The sequence below is a fragment of the Streptomyces sp. MNU89 genome, assembly GCF_020982505.1.
Classification (GTDB): Bacteria; Actinomycetota; Actinomycetes; order Streptomycetales; family Streptomycetaceae; genus Streptomyces; species Streptomyces xinghaiensis.
The window spans coordinates 1,823,930-1,846,264 of record NZ_JAJKLL010000001.1; the positions used below are offsets into that span (position 1 = coordinate 1,823,930).

The following is a 22,335-nucleotide window of genomic DNA, read 5'->3' on the forward strand; positions in this document are numbered from 1 at the left end:
CGATGGCGCGGCCGGCAGCTCCACTCGCCCAGCCGGGATCGCGGACGGCAGCCCGTTCGCCGAGCTCGCCCCGGCGATGCGCCCCCGGCGTACCTGCGCCTGCGGGCATCGGCGTCCGCTTCACCCAGAAGTCCCTGGTGGTGACAGGGTCCACCTCCGACCTCCAGCCGCAGACCCTCCGAGATGGCCCATACGGCGTGCTTGGTGGCGCTGTAGACGGCCGCGGTCGGGGAGACCTGGTGAGCGCCGATGGAGGCGACGTTGATGAACTGACCGTGATGCTGGGCCTGCATGACCGGCAGTGCGGCAGCGATGCCGTGCAGCACGCCGCGGATGTTCACGTCGATCATGCGGTTCCACTCGTTGAGCCGGAGTGCCTCCAGCTTGGACAGTGGCATCACACCGGCGTTGTTGACCAGGACATCGACGCGGCCGTGCCTGCTGGTCCGCTCATCAGGTCCCGCTTGGCCCGGTGGTCATGTCCACGGCCATGCCCCTGTCCGTGCCTTCCGGTTCGAAGGCGGCGACCCTGTGAACAGAGCACCGGTGGAACTCGGGCTTGCGTGCAGGGCGACGAGGGCTTCGCGGTCCCGTACGGGAGATCCGCTCACCGGCAGGCCTGCCCGACAAGCTGCTCGACCGCTGTGCCGCCGTAGGGCCGCGGGCGTTCGTGAGCCTGGTGGTGACGGCTCAGGTCACCTGCGGCTGCATCCCGGTCATGCCGGGCTCGCTGCCGGGCGCGCGGGTCGTTCTCGCGGTAGAGCACGAGGTGCTCGTGGAAGAGGACGCCGTCGCGGACGTCGCCGGTGGCGGTGAAGCCGGTGTCGTCGACGTAGTCGAGGTGGCTGCCGGTGACGGTGTAGCGGCCGGTGTAGGCGCTCCGGCGGTTGCCGCGGGCCTCGTCGTAACGGCCGTTCGGCAGCAGTTCCTGGCGGATGTAGCCGTCCGCGGTCACCCACATCCCGACATACGGGTGCGGATCGCGGGGCGTGTCGTTGCTGGTCATGCGTCCACCCTCGGCCCTGCGGCGCGACGCTGCCAGGCCGCCGTCCCCCCAGGTGAGAGCGTCCTGGGTGCCGCGCACCCACCGTCACGGGGGGGGCATGATCACCGTCCTGCCTCCTGAGCAGGTCGTTCGGGGCCGTTCCTCGCTCGCGACCGTGCCGGGCGGCGCTCGCCGTGGGTACGGTCGGCCTGGGGAGATGGCGGCCTGGTTCCGGTGGCCGAACGCGCCGAAGCTGATGGTGCGGAAGCCGCCCGGCGCCGTCCGGCGCCCGCTCGGCCCGGAGCAGCGCACTTCGCGTATCGCCCGCCGGAAAACCCGAACCCGTCTGAGGAGCGAGCCATGAGCACCACCGACACGGACATCGCGGGCTGGAGCTCCAAGGCCCTCGAGCAGCGACCACATCCGTGTGGGAGACCGGGAGCACGGATCGCGGACCCGGCTTCTTCACGACAGCGGCCAGGCCGGCCGCGTCTCCTCGGCTCCCGTCGCCTTGGTCGGCGTCCGTTCACTGTGGCAGCTCAACACATCACCGGAGTGGTCGGAGCGGGCAGTCGCGACGGAAGCAGTGGTGGGGAGTCCGCCCGGTGTCCGGATCACCAGCGGCCGACCCGACATGGTGGGGCCCCGACGCCGCGTTGACCGTGGCAGTCGGCCTCACGGTCGAAGACATCGATTGGCGAGAAGACTCAGGGACCGCTTCGGCCGGCGCGTCCTTCGCTCAACAAACGTCTGATTGTCGAAGGGTGACCTCATGACACGCACCAGTCGATCGACCCCTCATCGCGTGGCCGTTCTGAGTCATGACGGCGTAGGGGCGTTCGAAGTGGCCCTGGCCGTGCAGGCGTTCGCGGCCGCTAACGACCATGCCTGCGACACGTTGTACGAAGTCGCTGTGACTGGCCCCGAACGCCCTCTTGTCACCCGCACCGGGCATGCCAGGAGTTTCCGTCTCCTCCCTGATCGCCCCCTGTCCTGGGCGGAGTCGGCACACACACTGATCGTGCCCGCGTATCCGGAGTACCTCGATACGCAGGACGTGCTCATCGAGACGGTCCGACGCGCACACGCGAAGGACACGCGCGTCGTGTCCCTGTGTCTGGGAACCTTCCTCGTCGCGGCCACGGGTCTGCTCGACGGCCTGAAGGCCACGACGCACTGGCACTGGGCCGACGAACTCGCTGCACTCCACCCGATGGTGCGGGTGCAACCGGAACGCTTGTTCATCGAGGACGGCGGGCTTTTCTCCTCGGGAGGCGGCACAGCGGCCTTGGACCTGGTGCTGCACCTGATCGAACAGGACCACGGATCGGCGCTCGCGGCGGAGATCGCACGGTTCATGGTCGTACCGCTCCGCCGAGACGGCGATCAGTCACAGTACGCGAGGTGGGAGGTGCCCGGCCGGACGCGCTCTCTGCAGGACACCCTGCGATGGGCGGAGGAGCATCTCGACGAGACGTCCACGGTCGCTGACCTCGCGGAGCACGCCTGTATGAGCACCCGCACCTTTTCCCGCCGGTTCCGCGATGCGGTCGGTATCTCACCGATGGAATGGCTGCAACGTACCAAGGTGCGCAGAGCGCAGGAACTGCTGCAGCGCACCGCCTGGACCATAGACCGGATCGCCGAGACCAGTGGCTTCAGCTCGGAAGCGGCACTCCGCTACCACTTCACCCGGCTCACGGCGATGCCGCCCGGCCGTTATCGCCGCACGTTCGGCATGGCCCGAGGGCAGCGCCCGAAGACGGCCACCATGGCGTGATGTTCAAGTTCTGTGTCCGTTGTCGAGTGGTCCGCGCTGGACCAACGGTTGGATCATGAGAGCCATGACCGATGTACAACAGCAGATCGAAGGGTCCGGGACGGTCCGGATCGGGGACCGAACGATTCACCGCATGTCGTTCGGCGCGATGCGCCTCGCCGACAAGAAGATCTGGGGACCGCCCGCGGACCGCGGGAACGCGATCCGAGTCGCGCGCCGTGCGGTCGAGCTCGGCATCAACCACATCGACACCGCGGACTCCTATGCCTTCGGCGTGACCGAGGAGATCCTGCGTGAAGCACTGCACCCGTACCCCGATGATCTCTTGATCGCGACCAAAGCAGGTCAGGCCCAGGTACGGCCGGGGGTGTGGGAGCCCATCGGACGCCCCGCCTATCTGCGCCAGCAGTGTGAGGCCAGCCTCCGCCGCCTGGGTACGGATCGAATCGATCTTCTCTACCTGCACCGTATCGACCCTCAGGTGCCGTTCGACGATCAGATAGGCGCGATGCGGGAACTTCAGGACGAGGGCAAAATTGCCCACTTCGGACTGTCGAGCGTCACGGTCGACCAGATCGAGTCCGCGCAGAGGGTCATCGATGTGGCGGCCGTGCAGAATATCTTCAATGTGGCGGCCCGTGTGGGAGAGGACGTCCTCGAGCACTGCGAACGGGAGCACATTCCCTTCATCGCGTGGTTTCCGATCATGAGTGGCCAGTTGGCCCTCGCCAACAGCATCGTCGCCGAAGTGGCGGCAGAGCTGAACGCAACGCCCGCGCAGGTGGCTCTCGCCTGGCTGTTGGACCGGTCGAGCGTGCTCTGCCCCATCCCCGGCACATCCTCGATCGCTCATCTCGAGGAGAACGTCGCCGCGTCCATGCTGCGCCTCAGTGATGAGCACCTCGCTCGCCTCGCCCCACTGCAACTGGCCGAGAACGAACTCGCGGACCTTCTCTCAGCCGGCTCGGCCCGGGAGTGACCGCGGGCACAGTGCTCACCACACACCGGTGCATGTCCAGGTGCCGTGCTCCCACCGAAGACACCGGCAAGGGCACGGCACCAGACGATTCGCCAGCTGGCCTTTCACCACCGTCAGAGCTGGATCCGGGCCCACCCGTCCGTCGCACGACGGCAAGGTCATCGTCGTCTTCCCCGGCCCGCACCATCCCGCCCGCTGCGTCGTCCCGCTGCCTCTGAGCCGTAGCGCTCGCCGGTGCTCAGGAAGCCGTGCGGCGGCGCGGCGGGGTGAAGGTGTGCAGGTCGAGGATGTCCGGGCGGGACGCGACGCCGGGGCCGCCCGCCCGTACCCAGGCGGCGATGTCCTCCGTCGCGTCCGGGTCGTTGACCAGGCCCAGCCACACCGGACGGGCTCCGGCGGCCCGGCCCGCGGAGGAGGGCTGTACGACGACGACGTTCGCCTGGTCGCACACGTCCAGGCAGGCGGAGATGCGCACAGGCGCCTCGGTACGCAGGCGTGCGGTTTGTGCCGCATGGTCCACACCGGTCACCTTGGCGGTGCCGCAGCAGCAGTCCCGGCACACGACGACCCGGCACGGCACTCCGCCGGCCGGTCGCGCATCCACCTCGGCGCCGAACGCCTCGCCGCCCCTTGTCTCGGGCACGCCGAACCACCCTCTCTCCGGGGAGATCCGCCCCGGTGTCCTTCGAGGAGGCGACGACGTGAGTCTCCTGGCTCTCGGGTCGCAGCTCGCCCCGGCCTTCCCACCCTCACGGGGCCGTGGCACGTACGGGGTTCGCTCACCGATCACAGTGGCGGGACCGCGCCGGATTCGCACCGGCTTCCTCGGACCGTCGTCGCCCTGTCGCCGGTCATCATCCCATCGACCGGCCGGCCCGGATCATTCGGGCTCATGAGCGTGCGGACTCGTAGCGGGCGGCTCGGCCGGGCGTTCCCGGCCGCCGTCGTGGCCGGAGGCCACCACGATGAGCAGCCCCACCACGACGGCCCCGGCGACCATCCGGCCGACGGCCCGCACCAACCAGCCCGGCACCGACACGCCCTCGCGGCGCGTCGGTGCGCCCAGTCGCTCGGCCCGCCGGGCGGGACGCAGCAGGCGCAGCACGGCGACGGGAAGTTGCAGCAGCCCCGGCACGGTGCGCGGCCACTCGCCGTACCAGATTGGTGCCGTACAGCAGGGTGTGCCACACGCTCAGGACGTGGACGACGATGACGAAGTGCGGTGCCAGCGTTCCAGGACCTGCCGGGAGACCGGCAGCCGGGCGGGGCGGGGCCCAGACGGCAACAGGCCGAGCATGACCGTGCCCCGGGCCCACAGCAGACCGGACCGGCCGAACGCCTGGCTGAGCAGGTACATCCAGTACGTGCCGCAGTGTCGCCAAGGTGACCGGGATTGCCGAGGCGACGTCCGCGCGGTCGAGTTGCGGCGGATGTGGAGGAGGCGGGGTTCGGCCGGGTGGAGATCTTCGGTGGCTTCGACGGCCGCCCCTACGACGAGAACGCCGAGCGGCTGGTGCTGCGGGCGGTCCGCGAGGCGTGAGGGCCGGGCAGGGGCGCTCGGGCGGTTTCGCACGCCCTTTTGGCCGCTTCTCGCCAGACCGTAGTATCGGCGGGTCATCACCGCGACGGGAGACAGGAAGCCGGTGCGAGTCCGGCACGGTCCCGCCACTGTGACCGGGGAGTGCACCCCTTTACACGCCACTGCGTCCACGGCGCGGGAAGGCAGGGGGAGGCGTCGATCCGGGAGTCAGGACACTGGCCTGTCGCGGGCCCGATCCGAGGAGCGCGGACTCCCCAGGAGGCTTCACGTGTACGACGGTACGCCCCGTCCCCCGCTGTCCACCTCTGCCCACAAGCGGCATGCCCTGCGTGCGACGGCCGCTGCCGTCGCCCTGTCGGCGGCCCTGCTGACCGCCGGCTGCGGCTCGCCGCAGGACACCGCCGAGGACGCCAAGGCAACGGCCTCGCCGGCCGCGGGCTTCCCCGTCACCGTCGACAACTGCGGTGTGAAGACGACGTACGACAAGCCGCCTTCCCGCGTTGTCACCATCCACCAGCACCCGGCGGAACTCATGCTCGCCCTCGGCCTGCAGGATCGTATGGTCGGCACCGCCTTCCCCGACTCGGCGGTCCTGCCCGAGCTGGAGAAGGACTACAAGGCGATCCCCCAGCTGGCGAGGAAGGAACCGTCGTTCGAGACGATCCTGGAAGCCGAGCCCGACCTCGTCTACGGCGGCTACGGCAGCGCCTTCGCCGAGAACGAGGGCCGCTCCCGCAAGGCGTTCGCCGACGCCGGTATCGACACCCACCTCAACCGCGAATACTGCGGGAAGAGGCGGGTGACGATGAAGGACACCTACGACGAGATCCGCACCATCGGCCGGATCTTCGGCGTCCCGGAGCGGGCCGGCGAACTGATCGCCGACCTCACCGACCGCGTCGACAAGGCCGCCACCAAGGTCGAGGACGAACCCGGGACGCGCGTCTTCGTCTACGACAGCGGCGACAAGACCGCCTTCACCGCGGGCGGCAAGAGCCTGGGCACCGAACTGATCCGGCTGGCCGGCGGCAGGAACGTCTTCGCCGACCTCGACGACGTCTTCGGGGACGTCTCCTGGGAGCAGGTCGTCGCGCGCAAGCCCGAAGTCATCGCCGTCTACGACTACGCCGACGCCGGGAGTGTCGAGCAGAAGAAGAAGTTCCTGCTCTCCCAGCCCGCCCTGAAGGACGTGCCCGCCGTCAGGAACAAGCGGTTCGTCGTCCTGCCGCTGACCGCGACACTGGTCGGCATCCGCTCGGCCCACGCGGTCGAGGACCTGGCCCGCGGTATCCATCCCGAGAGCTTCGCGTGACGGCCCCGGTCGTCGAGGCCGGCACCGAGCAGACCGTGCGACGACGGCGAGAGGGCGACAGGCGGGCGGGCCGGGCCGGTCTCACCGTCACCCTCGTCGTCCTGGCCGTCACCCTGGGGGTCTCCGCCACCGCGGGCTTGGCCATCGGGTCTGTGCAGGTGCCGCCCGGCCAGGTGTGGGGCATCGTGACGCACGCGCTGGGCGCCGACTGGACGGAACCGGACTGGTCGCGGGCGCGGGAGACGATCGTGCTGGACGTACGCGCCCCGCGCGTGCTTCTGGGGGCCGTGGCCGGCGCCGGACTGGCGGTCGTGGGAACCGCTCTACAGGCCCTGATCCGCAACCCGCTCGCCGAGCCCTACCTCCTCGGCGTCTCCTCCGGGGCGTCCCTGGGCGCCGTGGTGGTGATCGTGTTCGGGGTGACGTGGCTCGGGCCGTTGTCGCTGTCGGCTGCCGCCTTCGCGGGCGCGCTCGGCGCGCTGCTGCTCGTGTACACCACCGCCCGCACCGGCGGCCGGATCACCTCAACCCGGCTGGTCCTGTCCGGTGTGGCCGTCGCCGCTGTGCTCACCGCCGTACTGGACCTACTGCTGCTCACCACCGACCGGGGCAACGAGGCCCGCGCGGTCCTCGCCTGGACCCTCGGCGGCCTCGGCGGCGTCAACTGGGACACCCTGTGGCTGCCCGGCGCCGCCTTGGCCCTGGGCATCGCCGTCCTCATGGTCCAGGCCCGCAACCTGAACCTCCTGCTCGCCGGCGAGGAGGCCGCGACCACGATGGGGCTGGACGTGGCACGCTTCCGCGCCCGCATGTTCGTCCTGCTCTCCCTCGTCACCGGCATCCTCGTCGCGGCGTGCGGACCGATCGGCTTCGTCGGCCTGATGCTGCCGCACATCGTCCGCCTCGCCGTCGGCGGCGACCACCGACGCGTCCTGCCGACAGCGGCCCTCGGCGGCGCGGTCTTCCTCATCTGGGCCGACATCGCCGCCCGCGTCGTCGCCGCGCCCATGGAGATCCCCGTCGGCGTGCTCACCGCCCTGTGCGGCGGCCCGTTCTTCCTGTGGCTGATGCGCCGCGACGCCCGCCGGAACACCGACCGAGGAGGGGCATGACCGGCACCGAACTCGTCATCGACACGGTCACCCTCACCGCCGGCGCGCACCGCCTGGTCGAGGACGTCTCCCTGACCGCCCGGCCCGGAGAGGTCATCGGCCTGGTCGGACCGAACGGCAGCGGCAAGTCCAGCCTGCTGCGCGCCGTCTACCGCGTTCTGCGCCCCGCGACCGGCCACGTGGGTGTCGACGGCACCGACGCCTGGTCGCTGCCCGTGCGGCAACTGGCCCGGACGGTGGCCGCGGTGGTGCAGGAGTCGGGCGCCGAGTTCGACCTCTCGGTGCGTGAGGTCGTGGCGATGGGCCGCACCCCGCACAAGCGGCTGCTCGACGGGGACACCGCCGAGGACGCCGAGCTGATCCGGTCGGCGCTCGCCGCAGTGGACGCCACCGACCTGGCCCACCGCTCCTTCGACCGGCTTTCCGGCGGCGAGCGCCAGCGTGTGCTCATCGCCCGCGCGCTGGCCCAGCAGCCGTCCCTGCTTGTCCTGGACGAGCCCACCAACCACCTCGACGTCCGTCACCAGTTGGAGGTCCTGGGCACCTTGCGGCGGCTGTCCGCGACGGCCCTGGTGGCCCTGCACGACCTCAACCTGGCTGCGTACTACTGCGACCGCCTCTACGTCATGCGCGACGGTAGGGTCACCGCCTCGGGCCCACCCGCCGACGTCCTCACGCCCCACCTGCTGGCCGGCGTCTACGGCGTGGCGAGCGAGGTCACCATCCATCCGCGCACGGGTGCCCCTCAGGTGACCTTCCTCCCCGGAGCACCGTCCCTGGCCACTGGAGTCGAGGCGGACCACTCCGTCTCGTGATCACAGACGGGCCCCGCAAGCGGGGTGCCACTTCACGGTTCTGCGACCCCCGGTGGCCCAGCCGTTGCCGGCCACGAAGTTCCCGCAGTCGTTCCAGACGACGGTGTAATGGCCGGCGTCGCCGAGCGCCATGGAGACCGTTCCGACACCATCCGTCCAGAAATGGCAGTAACAGCCGCCTGCATGCCGTTCTGCGGCGTGGTGATGGTCTCGGCGGCCTGGGCGGTGCCGGATGGCAGCAGCGAGCCGGCGGCGGCGAGGGTCGGACCACCTGCGCGGGTCAGGAAGCTCCTGCGGTCCAATCGGGGTAAGTGAGGCGTGTTCCGGGAGGGGGTTTCATCCCTGGGCATGAGGTCTCCGGGAATTGTCGGGCGGCCGGGAAAGGCCGGGGCGGCGCGGGTACGCCGCCGGGCGGCGCGATACGCCCCGGTGGGCTGACGGTGCCGGGAATTCTCCCTGGCCGTTGAGTGCCGGAGTCGTACGACGAGACGGTGGACGGCCGGCTGCCGTGCGCCTGCCGCGCGCGATCCGGTGTGTTCTCACCAGGAACGCAGGGAGCCCCGTCGGGGCAGGGTGACCACATGGGTCCCCTGCCCCGACGGGGCTCGGTCGGCCGGGCGGCGGGTTACCGGCGCCCGGCAGCGGCCGGTGCCGTGCGCGGCGCCCTCCGGCTCAGCCGAAGTTCACGTCACTGCACCACATGTAGGCCTGGTCGAGGTGCGAGGCCTGCCAGATCACGAACACGATGTGGTGTCCGCTGTAGCCGGAGGTGTTGACGTTGAAGCTGATGTCCTGCGCCGGGGCGAAGCGGCCGGTCTGCGTGATGAAGTCGAGGTTGCCCCAGCCGAGGGTCTGGGTCTTGGGGTTGAAGCCCTGCTTGCTCACGTAGACCTTGAAGTAGTCGGCACCGTGGGACGCCTGGTCGCGCAGCTGGACCGTGAAGTTGCTGCTGACGTTGGTCGTCTTCCAGTCCCCGGGCCTGTCCAGGCTGGCGTTCCTCGAGAGGTTGTTGCTGCAGAGCGCCCCGCTGGGGGTCCGCGCCTCGAACTGGCCACCGAGGCCGTCGCGGAGCGCGCTCATCCAGTTCCACATGGTGTCGGGGTTGGCCTGGAATGCCTGGTAACACATGGGGTCTTCGGCCTGCATGGCCGGGCTCGTGTGGTTGCTGCCCCACGTCTGCCAGCACTGGTATGCGCGGGAGGCGGGGTTGACGATGGTGCCGTGCGCCTGGGCGGGGGCCGACCAGGCCAGGGCGCCGACAGCCACGGCGAACAGCATGATGAGCGCCTGGAGAGGCCGACGGAGGGCAGACCGGGAACGCCCGGTTGATGGGCTCTGTTTGCGCATGTGGGGGAACTCCTTCGAGTTGCGAAACGAACGCCATGGGAGCGCTCCCAAGGTACGACTTCTGAGTGAAATGTCAATGAAACGAACGCAGTTGATTACAAGGGTGGGCGGCGAACAGGGAATCTGCCGAGAGCCGGGAGTCGGCACCCTGCCCGAAACCGGAAGGCGAGGGTGCGGCATGGACGGGCGTGCGGGGCGATGCCGGGGGCGGCATACCCAGCGGCGACGGCTCGCCTCACCACGGACACAGGGCTCCGCCCGAACCGGCCGACGACCCCGACCCCAGAAGTTGACGCGCCATCAGAATGTGCCTCGGGTGAGCGTCAGGACTGCTGTACGCCACTCCAGGAAGATGAGGACCACCCCTCGACGTTCTCCATGCCACGGGCCGAAACCGCTTGTCAGGCGGTGTCCGCCCGACAAGCGGCGCACTCCACGTCGTGCGCCCGGAAAATTATGTCGACGCGACCCGCCCGAAACCCGGGCATTCAGAGAACCAGCGGGTCAGAGGCCCTTTGCGGCAGACTCCAGAACCGCCACGCACTCCACGTGGTGCGTCATCGGAAAGGTGTCGGCTTGAGCAAGCCTCGAAAAAGGCCAGGTCAAAGGCCATTTCTCGGCTCGCTGTCCCGCCTGCGGGAGCCCAGAGCGTCAAATGAGCGTCATGACGTACAGGCTTCCTTCAGAGGGACGATGAGCCCTTGTCGGTTCGTGAGGCCGGCCTACCGGTAGCCCGCCAACTCCGACGGCCGGTGGATCGGGCCGGTGATCTGGGACAGGGGTCTGCCCGTGCCGTGGTTGGCCTGGGCGATGATCTCCGCGGTGATGGAGACGGCTGTCTCCTCGGGTGTGGAGGCTCCAAGATCGAGGCCGATGGGGGAACGCAACCGGGCCAACTGGTTCTCCGTCACGCCCTGCTCGCGCAGGCGGCGCACGCGCTCGTCGTGGGTGCGCCGGGAGCCCATGGCCCCGACGTAGGCGACGGGCAGGTCGAGCGCCAGGCGAAGCAGCGGGATGTCGAACTCGGCGTCGTGCGTGAGGACACATACCGCCGTACGCTCGTCCACCTCGGTGCGTTCCAGGTAGCGGTGGGGCCAGTCGACCACCACTTCGCCCGCGTGCGGGAAGCGGGCGGGAGTGGCGAAGACGGGGCGGGCGTCGCAGACGGTGACGTGGTAACCCAGGAAGCGGCCGGCCTGGCTGAGGGCCGCAGCGAAGTCGACCGCACCGAAGACCAGCAGGCGCGGCGGGGACGCATGAACATGAACGAGGACGGACAGCCGTTCGGGGCATTCGTCTGTCTGCCCGCCGGTGTCGATGCGGACGGTGCGGCCCGCCCGCAGCAGGGCTCTGGCCCCGTCGGCCACTGCCCGGTCCGCCGGGCCGCCGTCTACGCGCCCATAGGCGACATGGCCGCCGCCGAGCACGCTCAGCGTGGAGCCGAGGAGGCGCTCCGGGCCGTCCACGACGTGTGCCACGGCGACCGGTCGATCTGGACGACGACGAGCGGGGCTACCTCTTCCAGCTCGCCGGAAAGACCACCACCCGCACCCGGCGCCGCGGTCGGCAGAAGGTCCAGCCACAGTTGCAGCGGGTCCTGGACGACCTCACCGCCACTCCGGCCATCGTGCAGGGCAGACGCGGGGACATTCTTGCCTGGAACGCGCTGGCCGCCGCCCTGGTCACCGACTTCTCCCGTCTTGCGGAAAAGCACCGCAACTACCCGCGGATCATCTTCACCGACCCCGCCATGCGCACCCTGTACGCCGACTGGGAGAGCTCCGCGCACATCGCCGTCGCCCAACTGCGCATGGAGGCCGCGAAGTATCCCGAAGACCCGCGCCTGATCGAGCTGGTCGGTGAACTGTCCATGCGCGACAAGCAGTTCGCCCGCTGGTGGGGCGAGCACCACGTCGCCGCCCGCACCGTGGGCACGAAGACCCTCAACCATCCGGTCGTCCGCGAACTCGTCCTGGACTGGGACACCCTCACCGCCAACACCGACCCCGACCAGAATCTGACCGTCTGGACCGCCGCGCCCGGCTCCCCCACCCACGAACGGCTGCGCATCCTGGCCACCTGGGCCGCCGACCAGGACCTGCCGGCCTCCTCCCCCGCCGGCTGACCGCGACGGGCCGCCGCCATGAAGGCGGCTGCAAGAGATCATCGACGGCGTCAACCGATCCGTCGGGGCGGTTTCCCATACGCCCGTGGACCACCCTTGTCAGACCACGAGCCGCTGCACGTCGATCAGGCCGCGCTCTCCGGTGCGGTGTTCCGCCGGCAGGATGTACGTGCGCAAACCGCAGGCGGCCGCGCCGCCGTCGCGGACCGGGTTGTCGCCGACCATGAGGGTGGCGCGGGGATCCGCGCCGAGGTCGGCGCAGGCTTTGAGAAACAGTTGCGGATCGGGCTTTTCCCGGCCTTGCTCGTAGGAGATGACGCAGGTGTCGATCAGGGCGTCCAGCCCGTGGTGGGCGAGGTGGGTGCGCAGGTCCCAGGCGAAGTCGCTGACGACGGCGATGTGCAGTCCGCGCTGGTGCAGGGCACGCAGGACCGGTTCGGTGTCGGGATAGGGAACCCAGGCGTCCGGGGCCGTGAGTTCCCGGTAGGCCGCCTCCTCCGCGCCGCGCAAAAAGTCCACCTGCTCCCACCACCCCCACATGGCGCGGCGGTGCTGCTCGGAAGAGAGATCACGGCCTTCCTGGAGGGCGACGACGGAGGGCAGCCGGAAGGCGGCGCGCAACTGATCGGAGATCTTGGCCACTGCGCCGGGCTCGTCCAGCACGGCCAGGCGGCCGGCGGCGGAGCCGACCCGGCGCAGCCACGTCTCCAGGTCGATCATCTGGAAGAGCGTGTTGCTGAAATCGAACAGGACGGCCTGGACCTGGGGCGCCGGCGCCGCCATCTCAGCGTCGCTGGGGCGGTAGGCGCTCGGTGTTTCGAACAGGGTACGGGTCACAGGGAAGGCTCTTCGGGTTCAACCGTCTCGACGGGGACTCCGAGGTCGCGTATCGCCGCGAGTTCCGCGTCGGGGGTGGCGGTGTCGGTGATGACGGTGTGGTAGTCGGCCACGGTGCCGTACTCGTACGTGGCGGTCTTGCCGAACTTCGAGTGGTCCACCAGGAGCAGCGCCTGCTCGGCGGAGGCGAGCAAGGCGAGCTTGACCTCGACGTAGTCGTTCAGGGGGTGGAAGAGGCGCCCTTCCAGGACGGCGGTGGCGGACATCAGGGCGAGATCGGCCCGGATGTGCGACAGGGCGCGGGTGACGGTGGGGCCGGTGCAGGAGTTGAAGTCGCCGCGGTAGTGGCCGCCCAGCAGGGTGACGTTCACCGCGGGGGCGGCGGACCCGAGGCGCTGCGCGAGGCCGACCGAGTTGGTGACGACGTGCAGCTGATCCACCTCGGCCAGGGTTGGGACCAGGGGGAACAGGGTGGTCGAGTCCTCCATGAGCACCGTGCTGCCCGGTCTGATCCGGTCGGCGACGGCCGCGCACAGCGCGTTCTTGGCCGCGAGGGCGCTGTTCTCGCGGAAGCGGGTGGCCGTCTCCATGGTGAGTGCGGGGAACGCGACGGCTCGCCCGCGCTCCTTGCGCAGCAGGTGCCGCCCGGTGAGGTCGTCGAGGTCCCGGTGCATCGTCATCAGGCTGACGTCGAAGTGCCGGGCGAGGTCGTCGATGCGGGTCTCGCCGTGGTCGGCGACGTACCGCAGCACGGCCTGGCGCCGTTCCTCGACGGCCGCCTGTGACAGTCGCGTACGGGCGGTCACGGCGCCCCTCCTTCCCGGTCGCTCCGGTCTCGCAGTTTCCCACACGGGCCGGTCCGGGTCGCGGACCGGCCTGCTCGTGGACCTCAGGCCTCCCGTGTGGTGGCGGCTGCTGCGTACGACGCGCGTATCTGCGTCCATGTCTGCGTCCCTGTCTGCGTGGCCGTGGGCTATGGTCCGTCCACCGTGACCAGTACCTTGACCTGCTCGGGGTCGACGGACGCGGCGAACGCCCTGGCGGCGTCCTGGAGCGGGTAGGTGGCGGTGACGATCTCGGCGGTGTCGATGGCGCCGGAAGAGATCAGGGACATCGCGGTGCGGTAGTCGTCTCCGGTGTACATCAGGGTGCCCTCGATGCGGAGTTCGCGGTCCTGGATCAGGTCGAGGCGGACCGGGGTGGTGCCGGCGGCGCCGACGCCGACGACGATGATCGTGCCGCCCTTGGTGACGAGGTCGGTGGCCTGGGCGATGGACTGTTCGCGCGCCACGCAGTCGAAGACCACGTCGGCCGGTCCGCCGAGCGCCGCGTGGGCCTGGTCGGCGAGGTCGGTGGCGTCGGCGGGCAGGGCCGTGTCGGCTCCGAGACGCAGGGCACGGTCCCGCTTGCCCGGCAACAGGTCGGTGACGGCGATCTTCGCGGCACCCGCGTGCCGGGCGGCGGCGAGGAGGAGCAGCCCGATGGGCCCGGCGCCGAGCACGACGACCGTGCGTCCGGTGAGGTCCCCCGCCTTCGCCACGGCGTGCACCGGTGTGGCCAGGGGTTCGACGAGGGCGGCCTCGATGTCGGTCATGCCGTCGGGAACGCGGTGGACGCGGTCGGCCGGGATGGTGAACAGGTCCGTCATGGCGCCGGGCGTCTGGCAGCCGAAGACCTTCAGCTCCTGGCAGATGTTGTAGCGGCCGGAGCGGCACTGGGGGCACCGGCCGCAGTACAGGTTGGGTTCGATGATCACCCGGTCGCCGGACGTGAAGTCCTCGGCTCCCTTCCCTGCCCCGGCGACGACGCCGACCGCCTCGTGACCGGGGCGGTAGGGCAGGTCGATGAAGGGATGGTGGCCGGCCGCCGCATGGGTGTCGGAGCCGCAGACGCCGACGACCGTGGTGCGTATGAGGAGTTCGTCGTCCCCGGGGACGGGGGCCGGCACCTCCTCGAGAGTGATGTCGTCCAGGGAGCGGACGAGAACGCGGCGGATCTGCTCGGTCATGTGGGGGTTCCGTTCGGTTCGGGCGTTCACGCGGTGGCGAGGCCGGGCTGGATCTGGATCTTGCGGCCGATGCCTGCCTGGAAGCGGGCGACTGCGTCCGGGAAGGCCGCCAGGGGAAGACGGTCACTGATGAAGACGCGCGGGTCGATGACACCGGTGGCGAAGAGGTCCGCGGCACGTTCGAAGCTGTGCAGGACGGCCATGGAGCCGGTGATCGTGATCTCCTGGTTGTAGATCCGGTACGGCTCGATGGTGGCCCGGGCGGCGTAGTCGGCGACCCCGAACTGCAGGTACGTGCCGCCTTTACCCACCCGGCCGAGGGCGTCCTGGATGGCTTTCGCGTTGCCGGTGGCGTCGACGACCAGATCCCATCCGTAGGACGGCCGGTCGAGCTCGTCGGCGGACGCGGCACCGGCGGAGCAGCCCAACTGCCATGCCGTGGCCAGGCGTTCGGCGTTGATGTCGACGACGTCGACGCTCGCGGCGCCGGTGGCCTTGGCGAGCTGGAGCATCATCAGGCCCATGGTTCCGGCGCCGTAGACGAGCACGCGGGAGGCGAGGCGGCTGCGCAGCACGTCGTAGCCGCGCACCGCGCAGGACAGCGGCTCGATCAGGGCCGCGTCCTGGGCGTCTATGTGGTCGGGCAGTCGTACGCAGTTGGCGGCGGGCGCCACGGCGTACTCGGCGGCGGCGCCCGGGTGGGTGACGCCGATGGCAGCCCAGCGTTCGCAGAGGTTGTTGTGGCCGAGGCGGCAGTAGTGGCACTCGAAGCAGTACAGCGACGGGTCCACGGCGACCTGGTCGCCGAGCGCGAGTTCGGTGACCTCGCTACCAAGGGCCACGACCTCCCCGGCGAACTCGTGGCCGGGGGTGATGGGCAGCTTCGGGGCGAAGTCCCCCTGGAGGATGTGCAGATCTGTGCCGCACAGCCCGGTGGCCGCGACCTCGACGACGACCTCGCGCGGGCCGGGAGCGGGGTCCTCGACGGTGGCGAGTTCGACGGTGCCGGGCTCGGTGATGACGGCCGCCCTCACTTCACCGCTCCCAGGGACAGGCCGCGGACCAGCTTGTCCTGAGCGGCGAAACCGGCGATGAGGACCGGCAGCGACACCAGGGTGGCCGCCGCGCACAGCCTTGCCAGGAACAGGCCCTCATTGGTGATGAAGCCGACCAGGAACACCGGTGCGGTGGACGCCTGCGTCGCAGTGAGGTTCACGGCGAACATGAACTCGTTCCAGCTGAAGATGAAGCAGATCAGCGAGGTGGCGGCGAGCCCGGGCATGGCGACCGGCGCGACGACCCGCCACAGCACGGTGAGCAGGCCTGCGCCGTCCATCTCGGCGGCTTCGAGGATCTCCTTGGGCACTTCGGCGAGGAAGGAGCGCATCATCCACACCGCGATCGGCAGGTTCATGGCGGTGTAGAGGACGACCAGCGTCCACACGTTGTCCAGCATCCCCGCGTCCTTGACGATCAGGTACACCGGCAGCAGGGCCGCGATGGCCGGGAGGAACTTGGTGGACAGGAAGAAGAACATCACGTCCTTCCACTTCTCGACCGGCTTGATGGACAGCGCGTAGGCAGCCGGTACCGCGAGAGCGAGCACCAGCAGCGTCGAGATGACGCCGGCCAGGGCCGAGTTGAGCAGGAACGGGGCGATGTCCCGGCTGAACAGCAGCTCGTACTGGTCGAAGGTGAGCGGCGCGAACGGGGTTGGCGGGTTGGTCGCCGCGTCCGCCTCCTGGTGGAAGGAGGTGAGCACCATCCAGGCCACCGGCGCGAAGAACGCCAGCGTGGCGAGCCAGGCGACGAACGTCCACAGCAGCGACAGCCTGGGCGCACCGCCATGGTCGTCCTTACTGCGCAGGAGCTTCTTGAACCTCGCCCCGGGCGTGGCGACTGCTGCATGGGTCATCGGGATGTCTCCTCGCGGAACAGCGACGCGATGGTGCGCAGCGCGAAGGTCGCGATGACGAACGCGCCGAGGACGACGACGACACCGGCGGCGGCCGCCTCGCCGTACTCGTACTTGCGGAACATGGTCAGGTAGATCTCGTAGGGCAGGTTGGTGGTCTGGGAGCCGGGGCCGCCCTGGGTGATGGTGAAGACCGCGTCGAAGGTCTGCACGACGTAGATCGTGCCGAGCAGGACGCCCAGCTCGATGTACCGGCGCAGGTGCGGCAGCGTGATATGGCGGAAGGTCTGCAGCGCGGAGGCGCCGTCCATGCGGGCCGCCTCCAGGACGTCACCGGGCTGCGCCTGCAGGCCGGCCAGCAGGATCAGCATCATGAACGGGGTCCACTGCCAGACCAGTGACACCACGACGGCGGGCATCGGGTAGGAGGAGATCCAGTCGACCGTGGGGCCGTTGTCCGCGCCGAACAACCGGTAAACGGCGTTGAGGGTGCCGTTGAGCAGTCCGTAGTCGGGGTTGTAGATGGCGTGCTTCCACAGCAGCGCCGCCGCGACCGGCATGACCAGGAACGGGGCGATGAGCAGGGTGCGCGCCAGTCCGCGGCCGGCGAACCGGCGGTCGAGGAGCATCGCCAGACCGAGTCCGAGGATCACACTGATGATCACCACCGACGCGGTGAGCACGACGGTGTTGAGCACGGCCGTGCGCAGCCGCTCGTCGGTGAAGACGAACGAGAAGTTGGACAGACCGACGAAGTGCCTCTCGCCCGGCCTGAGAATGTTCCACTGGAAGGTGGAGATGATCAACGTGGCCACGAAGGGCAGTTGCGTGACGACGATGGTGAAGATCAGCGCGGGCAACAGCGGGATGCGGCGCTTCCACTTCGCGGCCGCGCCCGAGGACTTCCGGGTACGGACGGGTGGTGGTGGTGTCTTGGGGGGTGCGGTGAGCGTGGTCATGAATGGTTCCTCTGCCGGTGAAGGCCGGGGCCGGGGAAGCGGCGCCCGGCCGGCTCACGGGCCGGCCGGGCGCTGAAGGTCACTTCTGGTAGTTCTTGGCGACTTCCTCGGCCAGCTTCTGACCGTCGTCGAGCGCCTTGTCCACGCTGGTCCTGCCGGCGATGGCGGCGGAGATCTCCTGCGTCACCTTGGTGCCCAGGTCCTGGAACTCGGGGATGGCCACGTACTGGATCCCGACCGTGGGCCGGGGCTGGACGCCCGGGTTGGCCGGGTCGGCCTCCTCGATGGACTTCAGGGTGATGTCACCGAACGATGCGGCGGCCTTCTTGTACTGAGGGATCTCGTACGTGCTGGCCCGCTTGCCGGCCGGAACGCGCGACCAGCCGAGCTCCTCGCCGACCAGCTTCTCGTACTTCTTGCTGGAGGCCCACAGCATGAACTCCGCGGCCGCATCGGCGTTCTTCGTGGTCTTGGGCATGGCCCACGACCAGGCCCACAGCCAGCCGCTGCTGTCCGTCTTGACGGTCGGCGCGTAGGCGTAACCGACCTTGCCGGCGATCTTGCTCGAGGCGGAGTCCTCCAGCGACCCGGCCGCGCTGGTCGCGTCGTACCACATCGCGACCTTCTTCTGGCTCAGCGCGTTCAGGCACTCGGTGAACCCGGCCTGCGGGGCGCCGGCCTCACCGTGCTCGCGGACCAGGTCGACGTAGAACTTCGTGGCCTTCTTGAAGCCACCGCTGTTGACCTGCGCCTTCCAGTCCTTGGTGAACCAGGTGCCGCCGAAGGTGTTGACCATGGACGTCAGCGGCGCACCCAGCTCACCCCAACCGGCCAGACCACGCAGGCAGATGCCCTTCATGCCGGGCTCAGCGCCGTCGACCTCGGCCGCGATGTCGGCGATCTGCTGCCACGTCGGCCGCTCGGGCACCGTGATGCCCTTCGCCTTCATGACGTCCTTGTTGTACATGAGCATCGAGGACTCGCCGTAGAACGGCAGGGCGTACAGCTTGCCGTCGGAGCCGGACAGCGACTGCACCATCGGCTTGAGCAGGTCGGCCTTGTCGAAGCTCTCGTCCTTGTCGGCGTACGGACCGAGATCGTGCAGCCAGCCGTTCTTCTCCCAGATCGGCACCTCGTAGGCGCCGATGGTGGCCACGTCGTACTGGCCGCCCTGGGTGGCGATGTCCTGCGTGACTTTGTCGCGCAGCTCGTTCTCGGGAAGGATCGTGAAGTTGACCTTGATCCCGGTGTCCTTGGTGAAGTTGTCCTTGGTCAGCTTCGCGATGTCCTCCATCTGCGGGTTGCCGACCATCAGGACGTTGATGCTCTTCCCTCCGCCCGAGGACCCGCCGGCTCCGGCTCCGGAACAGGCGGTGGCGAGCAGGGCGGTGGCGGCGGCGCCGGCTATGAGGGCGTATCTGGTCGATGCCATGTGACGGGGGACCTCTCGTGCTGGTGCGCCGGGACCTCGACTGAGGCGCGGCGGGTCGAGCAGGGGTGCGGATGCGTCCTTGGGGAGTCGGGCGCGTTTCGATGGCCGAATTATTAGCAGGAGGCCGCGCCGTTGTTAACACATCTTGCGAGAAAATCTCTGCGGACTTATCGTCAAGCGGTCTCTGAAGGGCTACGGGACTCCACCGGACAGCCCAGCCCGATCCCTCGACCGTGCCGCCGCCATCCCCGAGGAACCCACATGAGCACCAGACCGGAACCCGCAGACCAGCCTGCCGTCGTCGTCGCCGGAGACGCGCTGGTGGACCTCACCCCCGTCGGCACGGCCGATGGTGCCGCGGCCTTCCAGCCGCGCCCGGGCGGCTCCTGCCTCAACGTCGCCGCCGGTCTCGGCCGACTCCGAGTCCCCACGGCACTGCTCGCGCGCATTTCCGACGACCACTTCGGCGATCTCCTGCGCGCGCACCTCGCGGCATCCGGCACCCGGCTCACCCACGCGCTGCCCGCGTCCGACCCCACCACTCTCGCCGCCGTGCATCTGCGCGAGGACGGGTCGGCCGCCTACTCCTTCCACGCAAACGGCACCGCCGACCGCGGCCTGCGCCCTGAACACCTCGCCGCTCTCCCGGACGGCGGCGCGCTGCCCGCGGGGACGGCTCTGCACCTCGGGTCCCTGGGTCTGCTGCTCGAACCCCTGGCCTCCACGCTCGACGGACTGATTCACCGGGAGGCGGGCCGGCGGCTGGTCTCCCTCGATCCGAACGTGCGGCCGGGCCTGGTCACCGACCGCGCCGCCTATCTACGGCGGTTCGCCGAGTGGGTGGCGCTCGCCGACGTGGTGAAGGCGAGCGACGATGACCTGGCCTGGCTCCACCCGCATGAACCGTACGAGGCGGTGGCCGAACGCTGGCTCGCGTCCGGGGCGGGACTCGTCCTGATCACGTTCGGTTCCCGGGGCGCCTGGGCCGCCGGTCGCGACGCCAACGTGCATGTGCCCGCCCCGGTTGTCGAGGTCGTCGACACGGTCGGAGCGGGCGACGCCTTCACCGCCGGAGTGCTCGCCCACCTGCACCACACCGGCCGACTCAGCCGCGAAGGCGTCGACGCTCTCGGGGTCGGCGACCTCGCCCGGCTGCTGTCCTACGCCGTGGAGATCGCTGCCGACACCTGCACCCGCGCGGGCGCGCAGCCGCCGTACCGCTATAACGGTGTGCCGACCCCCGGGTAGCGGCAGTGGTCGTGCCCAAATGCCTGTCGATCCCTCATGTCGCCGGCTCGTCCGGCACTCACTCCGGAGCCTCGGGCGCGTCCAGGCGAGCCCAGACCGGCCCGAGAGCCTCCAACGTCTCCCGGTACGCCTGGTACGCCTCGTCGAGTACGGCGACCCGGTTGGGGCGGGGTCGTGGCGCCTGAGTACGGCGGGGTGGCGCGTGGGTCCGTCACGTCGTCGAGCAGTCCGACGGCGGTGGCGGCGAGCAGGGCCGCTCCCCGGGTGGCGCTTTCCTGCACGTCGGTCACCACCACCGGTCGTCGCAGCGCGTCGGCGAACATCTGGCTCCATACCGCGCTGTGTGCGGCGCCGCCGGTCAGCCGGGTCGCCGCCCCGGTGACCGGCAGCTTCGAGCAGAGCGCGTCGACATGCCAGCGGTGGTTGAGGACCACGCCTTCCATCAGGGCCCGCAGCAGGTGGCCGCGGCCGTGCCAGCCGCGAAGGCCGAGGAACGTCCCGGACGCGGGATGCGGGTGCGGGGAGCCGTAGACGAACGGGTGGAACAACACCTCCGACGGACCCTCCAGGCATGCCTCGACCTCTCGGCCGATCGCCTCGTGGACGCCGTACCGCTGGTCGGCCGGTGCGCCCGTGACCCGCAGGAACCACTCCAGGTTCGCCACCGACGCGGGTGAGGTGGACATGGTCATCCACTGGCCCGGGCGGACGAAGTGACGGACCTGCCAGCGCGGATCGACGACCGGACGCTCGCTGACCACCTGGTTGATGCTGAACGACCCGGCGATCAGGCACAGCTCTCCCGGCGTAGTGCCGCCGATCCCGAGCGCGGCGGCATCGACGTCATGGGCGCCCGTGACAACGGGCGTGCCGGCGATGAGCCCGGTGAGCGCCGCGGCCTCCTGGGTGACGGTTCCGCTCACCGCGTCGCAGGCCAGCACGGGCGGCAGCAGGCGGGCGAGCGCGCCGAGGCCGTACAGGTCGAGCAGCTCCGGCGAGTAGCCTCCCCGCCGCATGTCGGTGAACGAGGCACTGGCGTCCGTCGGATCGGTGGCCACCGCACCCGTCAGTTTCAGGCGCAGCCAGTCCTTGCAGGACAACAGCCAACGGGCCTGCACAAGCGCTCCCGGCTCGTGGCGGGCGAGCCAGGCCAGCAGGGCGGCCGGGGAACCAGCGAACGGCACCGTGCCCGACAACTCCATGGCGCGCGACCAGACCGGAGTGCCCCGCCACTCCTGCAGCACCGATTCGGCACGCGTGTCCATCGCCACGATGCCGGCCCGTACCGGCCGGCCCTGTCCGTCGACGGAATACAGGCCGTCGCCGTGCCCGGCCAGTCCCACCGCGGCGACGGCTCGCCCCGCGTCCGATCCCACCTCGGCGAGACAGGCGGCGACGGCCTGGAACGCCGTCTGCCACACCTCGTCCATGTCCCGCTCGACCCAATGGGGTTGCGGGGACTTCAGAGGCACTGTGCCGCCGGCCCGCGCCACCGCTCGGCCGGTGGCGTCGAACAGCACGGCCTTGGTCACGGTATGGCCCGCGTCGACACCGAGCACCAGTTCATGCGTCACAGCTCACACCCGCCCCAGACCGCAGGCAGCGTCCGCCGCGGCGCACCGGCCGGGTCGCCGCGAGTCCGGCGACGAGCCGCGCCGAACGCGGCGTCGTGGTCGCGCCGGAGCCCTTTGACTGCCGCTCGGTCAACGCCGCGCCCCGGTCGGAAACGGGCCGCACACCTCTGCCAGGGCGTCGACGAACCCGGCAGAGATCCATCGATCACCGATGACCAGACCGCACACCGCGGTCTCCTCCCGTGCCGAAGCCACCATCCACCGGGACGATCGTCCCACGTAGCCGGTCGGCGCGCCCTGACCGTCACCTGTCCGACGGCGTTGCCCTTCTCCCTTCAGGCAGTGGTCGGCGGCCGATACGGTCCGC

At 69.9% G+C, this 22,335-nt stretch carries 19 protein-coding genes, 4 pseudogenes and 2 riboswitches; of the genes and pseudogenes, 8 read left to right on the plus strand and 15 right to left on the minus strand.

Annotation, left to right across the window (positions count from 1 at the left end; genetic code table 11):
* Positions 1–152: 152 nt before the first annotated feature.
* Both E4N63_RS07780 and E4N63_RS07785 read right to left on the minus strand, forming a co-directional pair.
* Positions 153–440, minus strand: a pseudogene (locus E4N63_RS07780) (SDR family oxidoreductase); the annotation flags it as partial.
* A 296-nt stretch (positions 441–736) separates the two neighbouring features.
* Positions 737–1,006, minus strand: a pseudogene (locus E4N63_RS07785) (Atu4866 domain-containing protein); the annotation flags it as partial.
* A gap of 751 nt (positions 1,007–1,757) precedes the next feature.
* Here E4N63_RS07785 and E4N63_RS07790 point away from each other — a divergent pair.
* Positions 1,758–2,765, plus strand: a complete 1,008-nt coding sequence (locus E4N63_RS07790; protein ID WP_125621656.1) for a GlxA family transcriptional regulator — start codon at positions 1,758–1,760, stop codon at positions 2,763–2,765.
* A 64-nt stretch (positions 2,766–2,829) separates the two neighbouring features.
* Entirely contained in the window at positions 2,830–3,744 is a 915-nt protein-coding gene (locus E4N63_RS07795) for an aldo/keto reductase (protein ID WP_230240306.1), read from the plus strand.
* Between the two features lie 238 nt (positions 3,745–3,982).
* Here the strand turns inward: E4N63_RS07795 and E4N63_RS07800 are convergent, their stop codons facing one another.
* Together E4N63_RS07800 and E4N63_RS07805 are read right to left on the minus strand one after the other, a co-directional pair.
* Entirely contained in the window at positions 3,983–4,348 is a 366-nt protein-coding gene (locus tag E4N63_RS07800) for a (2Fe-2S) ferredoxin domain-containing protein (protein ID WP_125621761.1), read from the minus strand.
* 99 nt (positions 4,349–4,447) lie between these two features.
* A riboswitch (cobalamin riboswitch) is annotated at positions 4,448–4,571 on the minus strand.
* A gap of 53 nt (positions 4,572–4,624) precedes the next feature.
* Positions 4,625–5,176: pseudogene (locus E4N63_RS07805) on the minus strand (hypothetical protein).
* Between E4N63_RS07805 and E4N63_RS07810 the strand changes: the two are divergent.
* The 4 genes from E4N63_RS07810 to E4N63_RS07825 all read left to right on the plus strand — a co-directional run bounded on the left by E4N63_RS07810 (position 5,138) and on the right by E4N63_RS07825 (position 8,523).
* Entirely contained in the window at positions 5,138–5,284 is a 147-nt protein-coding gene (locus E4N63_RS07810; RefSeq protein ID WP_185831063.1) for a hypothetical protein, read from the plus strand. The pseudogene E4N63_RS07805 and the gene E4N63_RS07810 sit on opposite strands and share 39 nt — an antisense overlap.
* A gap of 54 nt (positions 5,285–5,338) precedes the next feature.
* Positions 5,339–5,523, plus strand: a riboswitch (cobalamin riboswitch).
* 29 nt (positions 5,524–5,552) lie between these two features.
* A complete protein-coding gene (locus E4N63_RS07815; RefSeq protein ID WP_125621654.1) occupies positions 5,553–6,596 on the plus strand; it encodes an ABC transporter substrate-binding protein in 1,044 nt (347 codons plus the stop codon).
* The gene (locus tag E4N63_RS07820) at positions 6,593–7,708 is read left to right on the plus strand and encodes a FecCD family ABC transporter permease (protein ID WP_374112709.1); all 1,116 of its coding nucleotides are present in this window, start codon (positions 6,593–6,595) and stop codon (positions 7,706–7,708) included. Before E4N63_RS07815 ends, E4N63_RS07820 begins: the two co-directional genes overlap by 4 nt.
* Positions 7,705–8,523: an ABC transporter ATP-binding protein gene (locus E4N63_RS07825; RefSeq protein WP_230240307.1), complete on the plus strand. Its 819-nt coding sequence runs from the start codon at positions 7,705–7,707 to the stop codon at positions 8,521–8,523. Before E4N63_RS07820 ends, E4N63_RS07825 begins: the two co-directional genes overlap by 4 nt.
* Here E4N63_RS07825 and E4N63_RS31440 read toward each other — a convergent pair whose 3' ends face one another.
* The 3 genes from E4N63_RS31440 to E4N63_RS07840 all read right to left on the minus strand — a co-directional run bounded on the left by E4N63_RS31440 (position 8,524) and on the right by E4N63_RS07840 (position 11,348).
* Positions 8,524–8,826 carry a glycoside hydrolase family 11 protein gene (locus E4N63_RS31440; RefSeq protein WP_374112861.1) on the minus strand — a complete coding sequence of 101 codons (303 nt, stop codon included), beginning with the start codon at positions 8,824–8,826 and terminating at the stop codon, positions 8,524–8,526.
* 369 nt (positions 8,827–9,195) lie between these two features.
* Positions 9,196–9,801 carry a lytic polysaccharide monooxygenase gene (locus tag E4N63_RS07835; RefSeq protein ID WP_125621650.1) on the minus strand — a complete coding sequence of 202 codons (606 nt, stop codon included), beginning with the start codon at positions 9,799–9,801 and terminating at the stop codon, positions 9,196–9,198.
* 791 nt (positions 9,802–10,592) lie between these two features.
* The gene (locus E4N63_RS07840; protein WP_374112710.1) at positions 10,593–11,348 is read right to left on the minus strand and encodes an XdhC family protein; all 756 of its coding nucleotides are present in this window, start codon (positions 11,346–11,348) and stop codon (positions 10,593–10,595) included.
* A gap of 2 nt (positions 11,349–11,350) precedes the next feature.
* Between E4N63_RS07840 and E4N63_RS07845 the strand changes: the two are divergent.
* Positions 11,351–11,995 (plus strand): annotated as a pseudogene (locus tag E4N63_RS07845) (transcriptional regulator); the annotation flags it as partial.
* A 99-nt stretch (positions 11,996–12,094) separates the two neighbouring features.
* Here E4N63_RS07845 and E4N63_RS07850 read toward each other — a convergent pair.
* The 7 genes from E4N63_RS07850 to E4N63_RS07880 all read right to left on the minus strand — a co-directional run bounded on the left by E4N63_RS07850 (position 12,095) and on the right by E4N63_RS07880 (position 19,146).
* Positions 12,095–12,832 (minus strand): HAD family hydrolase, encoded by a 738-nt coding sequence (locus E4N63_RS07850; protein ID WP_125621648.1) that lies wholly within the window; start codon positions 12,830–12,832, stop codon positions 12,095–12,097.
* The gene (locus tag E4N63_RS07855) at positions 12,829–13,638 is read right to left on the minus strand and encodes a DeoR/GlpR family DNA-binding transcription regulator (protein ID WP_228430121.1); all 810 of its coding nucleotides are present in this window, start codon (positions 13,636–13,638) and stop codon (positions 12,829–12,831) included. Before E4N63_RS07855 ends, E4N63_RS07850 begins: the two co-directional genes overlap by 4 nt.
* A gap of 167 nt (positions 13,639–13,805) precedes the next feature.
* Positions 13,806–14,840: a zinc-binding dehydrogenase gene (locus E4N63_RS07860; RefSeq protein ID WP_125621644.1), complete on the minus strand. Its 1,035-nt coding sequence runs from the start codon at positions 14,838–14,840 to the stop codon at positions 13,806–13,808.
* A gap of 26 nt (positions 14,841–14,866) precedes the next feature.
* Positions 14,867–15,874, minus strand: a complete 1,008-nt coding sequence (locus E4N63_RS07865) for a zinc-dependent alcohol dehydrogenase family protein (RefSeq protein WP_230240309.1) — start codon at positions 15,872–15,874, stop codon at positions 14,867–14,869.
* The gene (locus E4N63_RS07870) at positions 15,871–16,755 is read right to left on the minus strand and encodes a carbohydrate ABC transporter permease (RefSeq protein WP_230240310.1); all 885 of its coding nucleotides are present in this window, start codon (positions 16,753–16,755) and stop codon (positions 15,871–15,873) included. Before E4N63_RS07870 ends, E4N63_RS07865 begins: the two co-directional genes overlap by 4 nt.
* Entirely contained in the window at positions 16,752–17,714 is a 963-nt protein-coding gene (locus tag E4N63_RS07875) for a carbohydrate ABC transporter permease (RefSeq protein ID WP_125621639.1), read from the minus strand. The genes E4N63_RS07870 and E4N63_RS07875 overlap by 4 nt, the downstream gene beginning before the upstream one ends.
* 79 nt (positions 17,715–17,793) lie before the next feature.
* Positions 17,794–19,146, minus strand: coding sequence for a sugar ABC transporter substrate-binding protein (locus E4N63_RS07880; protein WP_230240311.1), 1,353 nt, complete (start codon positions 19,144–19,146; stop codon positions 17,794–17,796).
* A gap of 261 nt (positions 19,147–19,407) precedes the next feature.
* On the opposite strand from E4N63_RS07880, the gene E4N63_RS07885 reads away from it, so the two are divergent.
* Entirely contained in the window at positions 19,408–20,394 is a 987-nt protein-coding gene (locus E4N63_RS07885; RefSeq protein WP_230240312.1) for a carbohydrate kinase, read from the plus strand.
* Here E4N63_RS07885 and E4N63_RS07890 read toward each other — a convergent pair.
* The gene (locus E4N63_RS07890) at positions 20,367–21,968 is read right to left on the minus strand and encodes an FGGY-family carbohydrate kinase (RefSeq protein ID WP_230240313.1); all 1,602 of its coding nucleotides are present in this window, start codon (positions 21,966–21,968) and stop codon (positions 20,367–20,369) included. The two genes, E4N63_RS07885 and E4N63_RS07890, sit on opposite strands and share 28 nt — an antisense overlap.
* Between the last annotated feature and the right edge of the window lie 367 nt (positions 21,969–22,335).

Coding starts and splice junctions, on each gene's coding strand:
- E4N63_RS07875 (WP_125621639.1), bottom strand. CDS start 17,714: ATGACCACGCTCACCGCACCCCCCAAGACACCACCACCACCCGTCCGT.
- E4N63_RS07885 (WP_230240312.1), top strand. CDS start 19,408: ATGAGCACCAGACCGGAACCCGCAGACCAGCCTGCCGTCGTCGTCGCC.
- E4N63_RS07825 (WP_230240307.1), top strand. CDS start 7,705: ATGACCGGCACCGAACTCGTCATCGACACGGTCACCCTCACCGCCGGC.
- E4N63_RS07790 (WP_125621656.1), top strand. CDS start 1,758: ATGACACGCACCAGTCGATCGACCCCTCATCGCGTGGCCGTTCTGAGT.
- E4N63_RS07835 (WP_125621650.1), bottom strand. CDS start 9,801: ATGCTGTTCGCCGTGGCTGTCGGCGCCCTGGCCTGGTCGGCCCCCGCC.
- E4N63_RS07795 (WP_230240306.1), top strand. CDS start 2,830: ATGACCGATGTACAACAGCAGATCGAAGGGTCCGGGACGGTCCGGATC.
- E4N63_RS07870 (WP_230240310.1), bottom strand. CDS start 16,755: ATGACCCATGCAGCAGTCGCCACGCCCGGGGCGAGGTTCAAGAAGCTC.
- E4N63_RS07880 (WP_230240311.1), bottom strand. CDS start 19,146: ATGGCATCGACCAGATACGCCCTCATAGCCGGCGCCGCCGCCACCGCC.
- E4N63_RS07860 (WP_125621644.1), bottom strand. CDS start 14,840: ATGACCGAGCAGATCCGCCGCGTTCTCGTCCGCTCCCTGGACGACATC.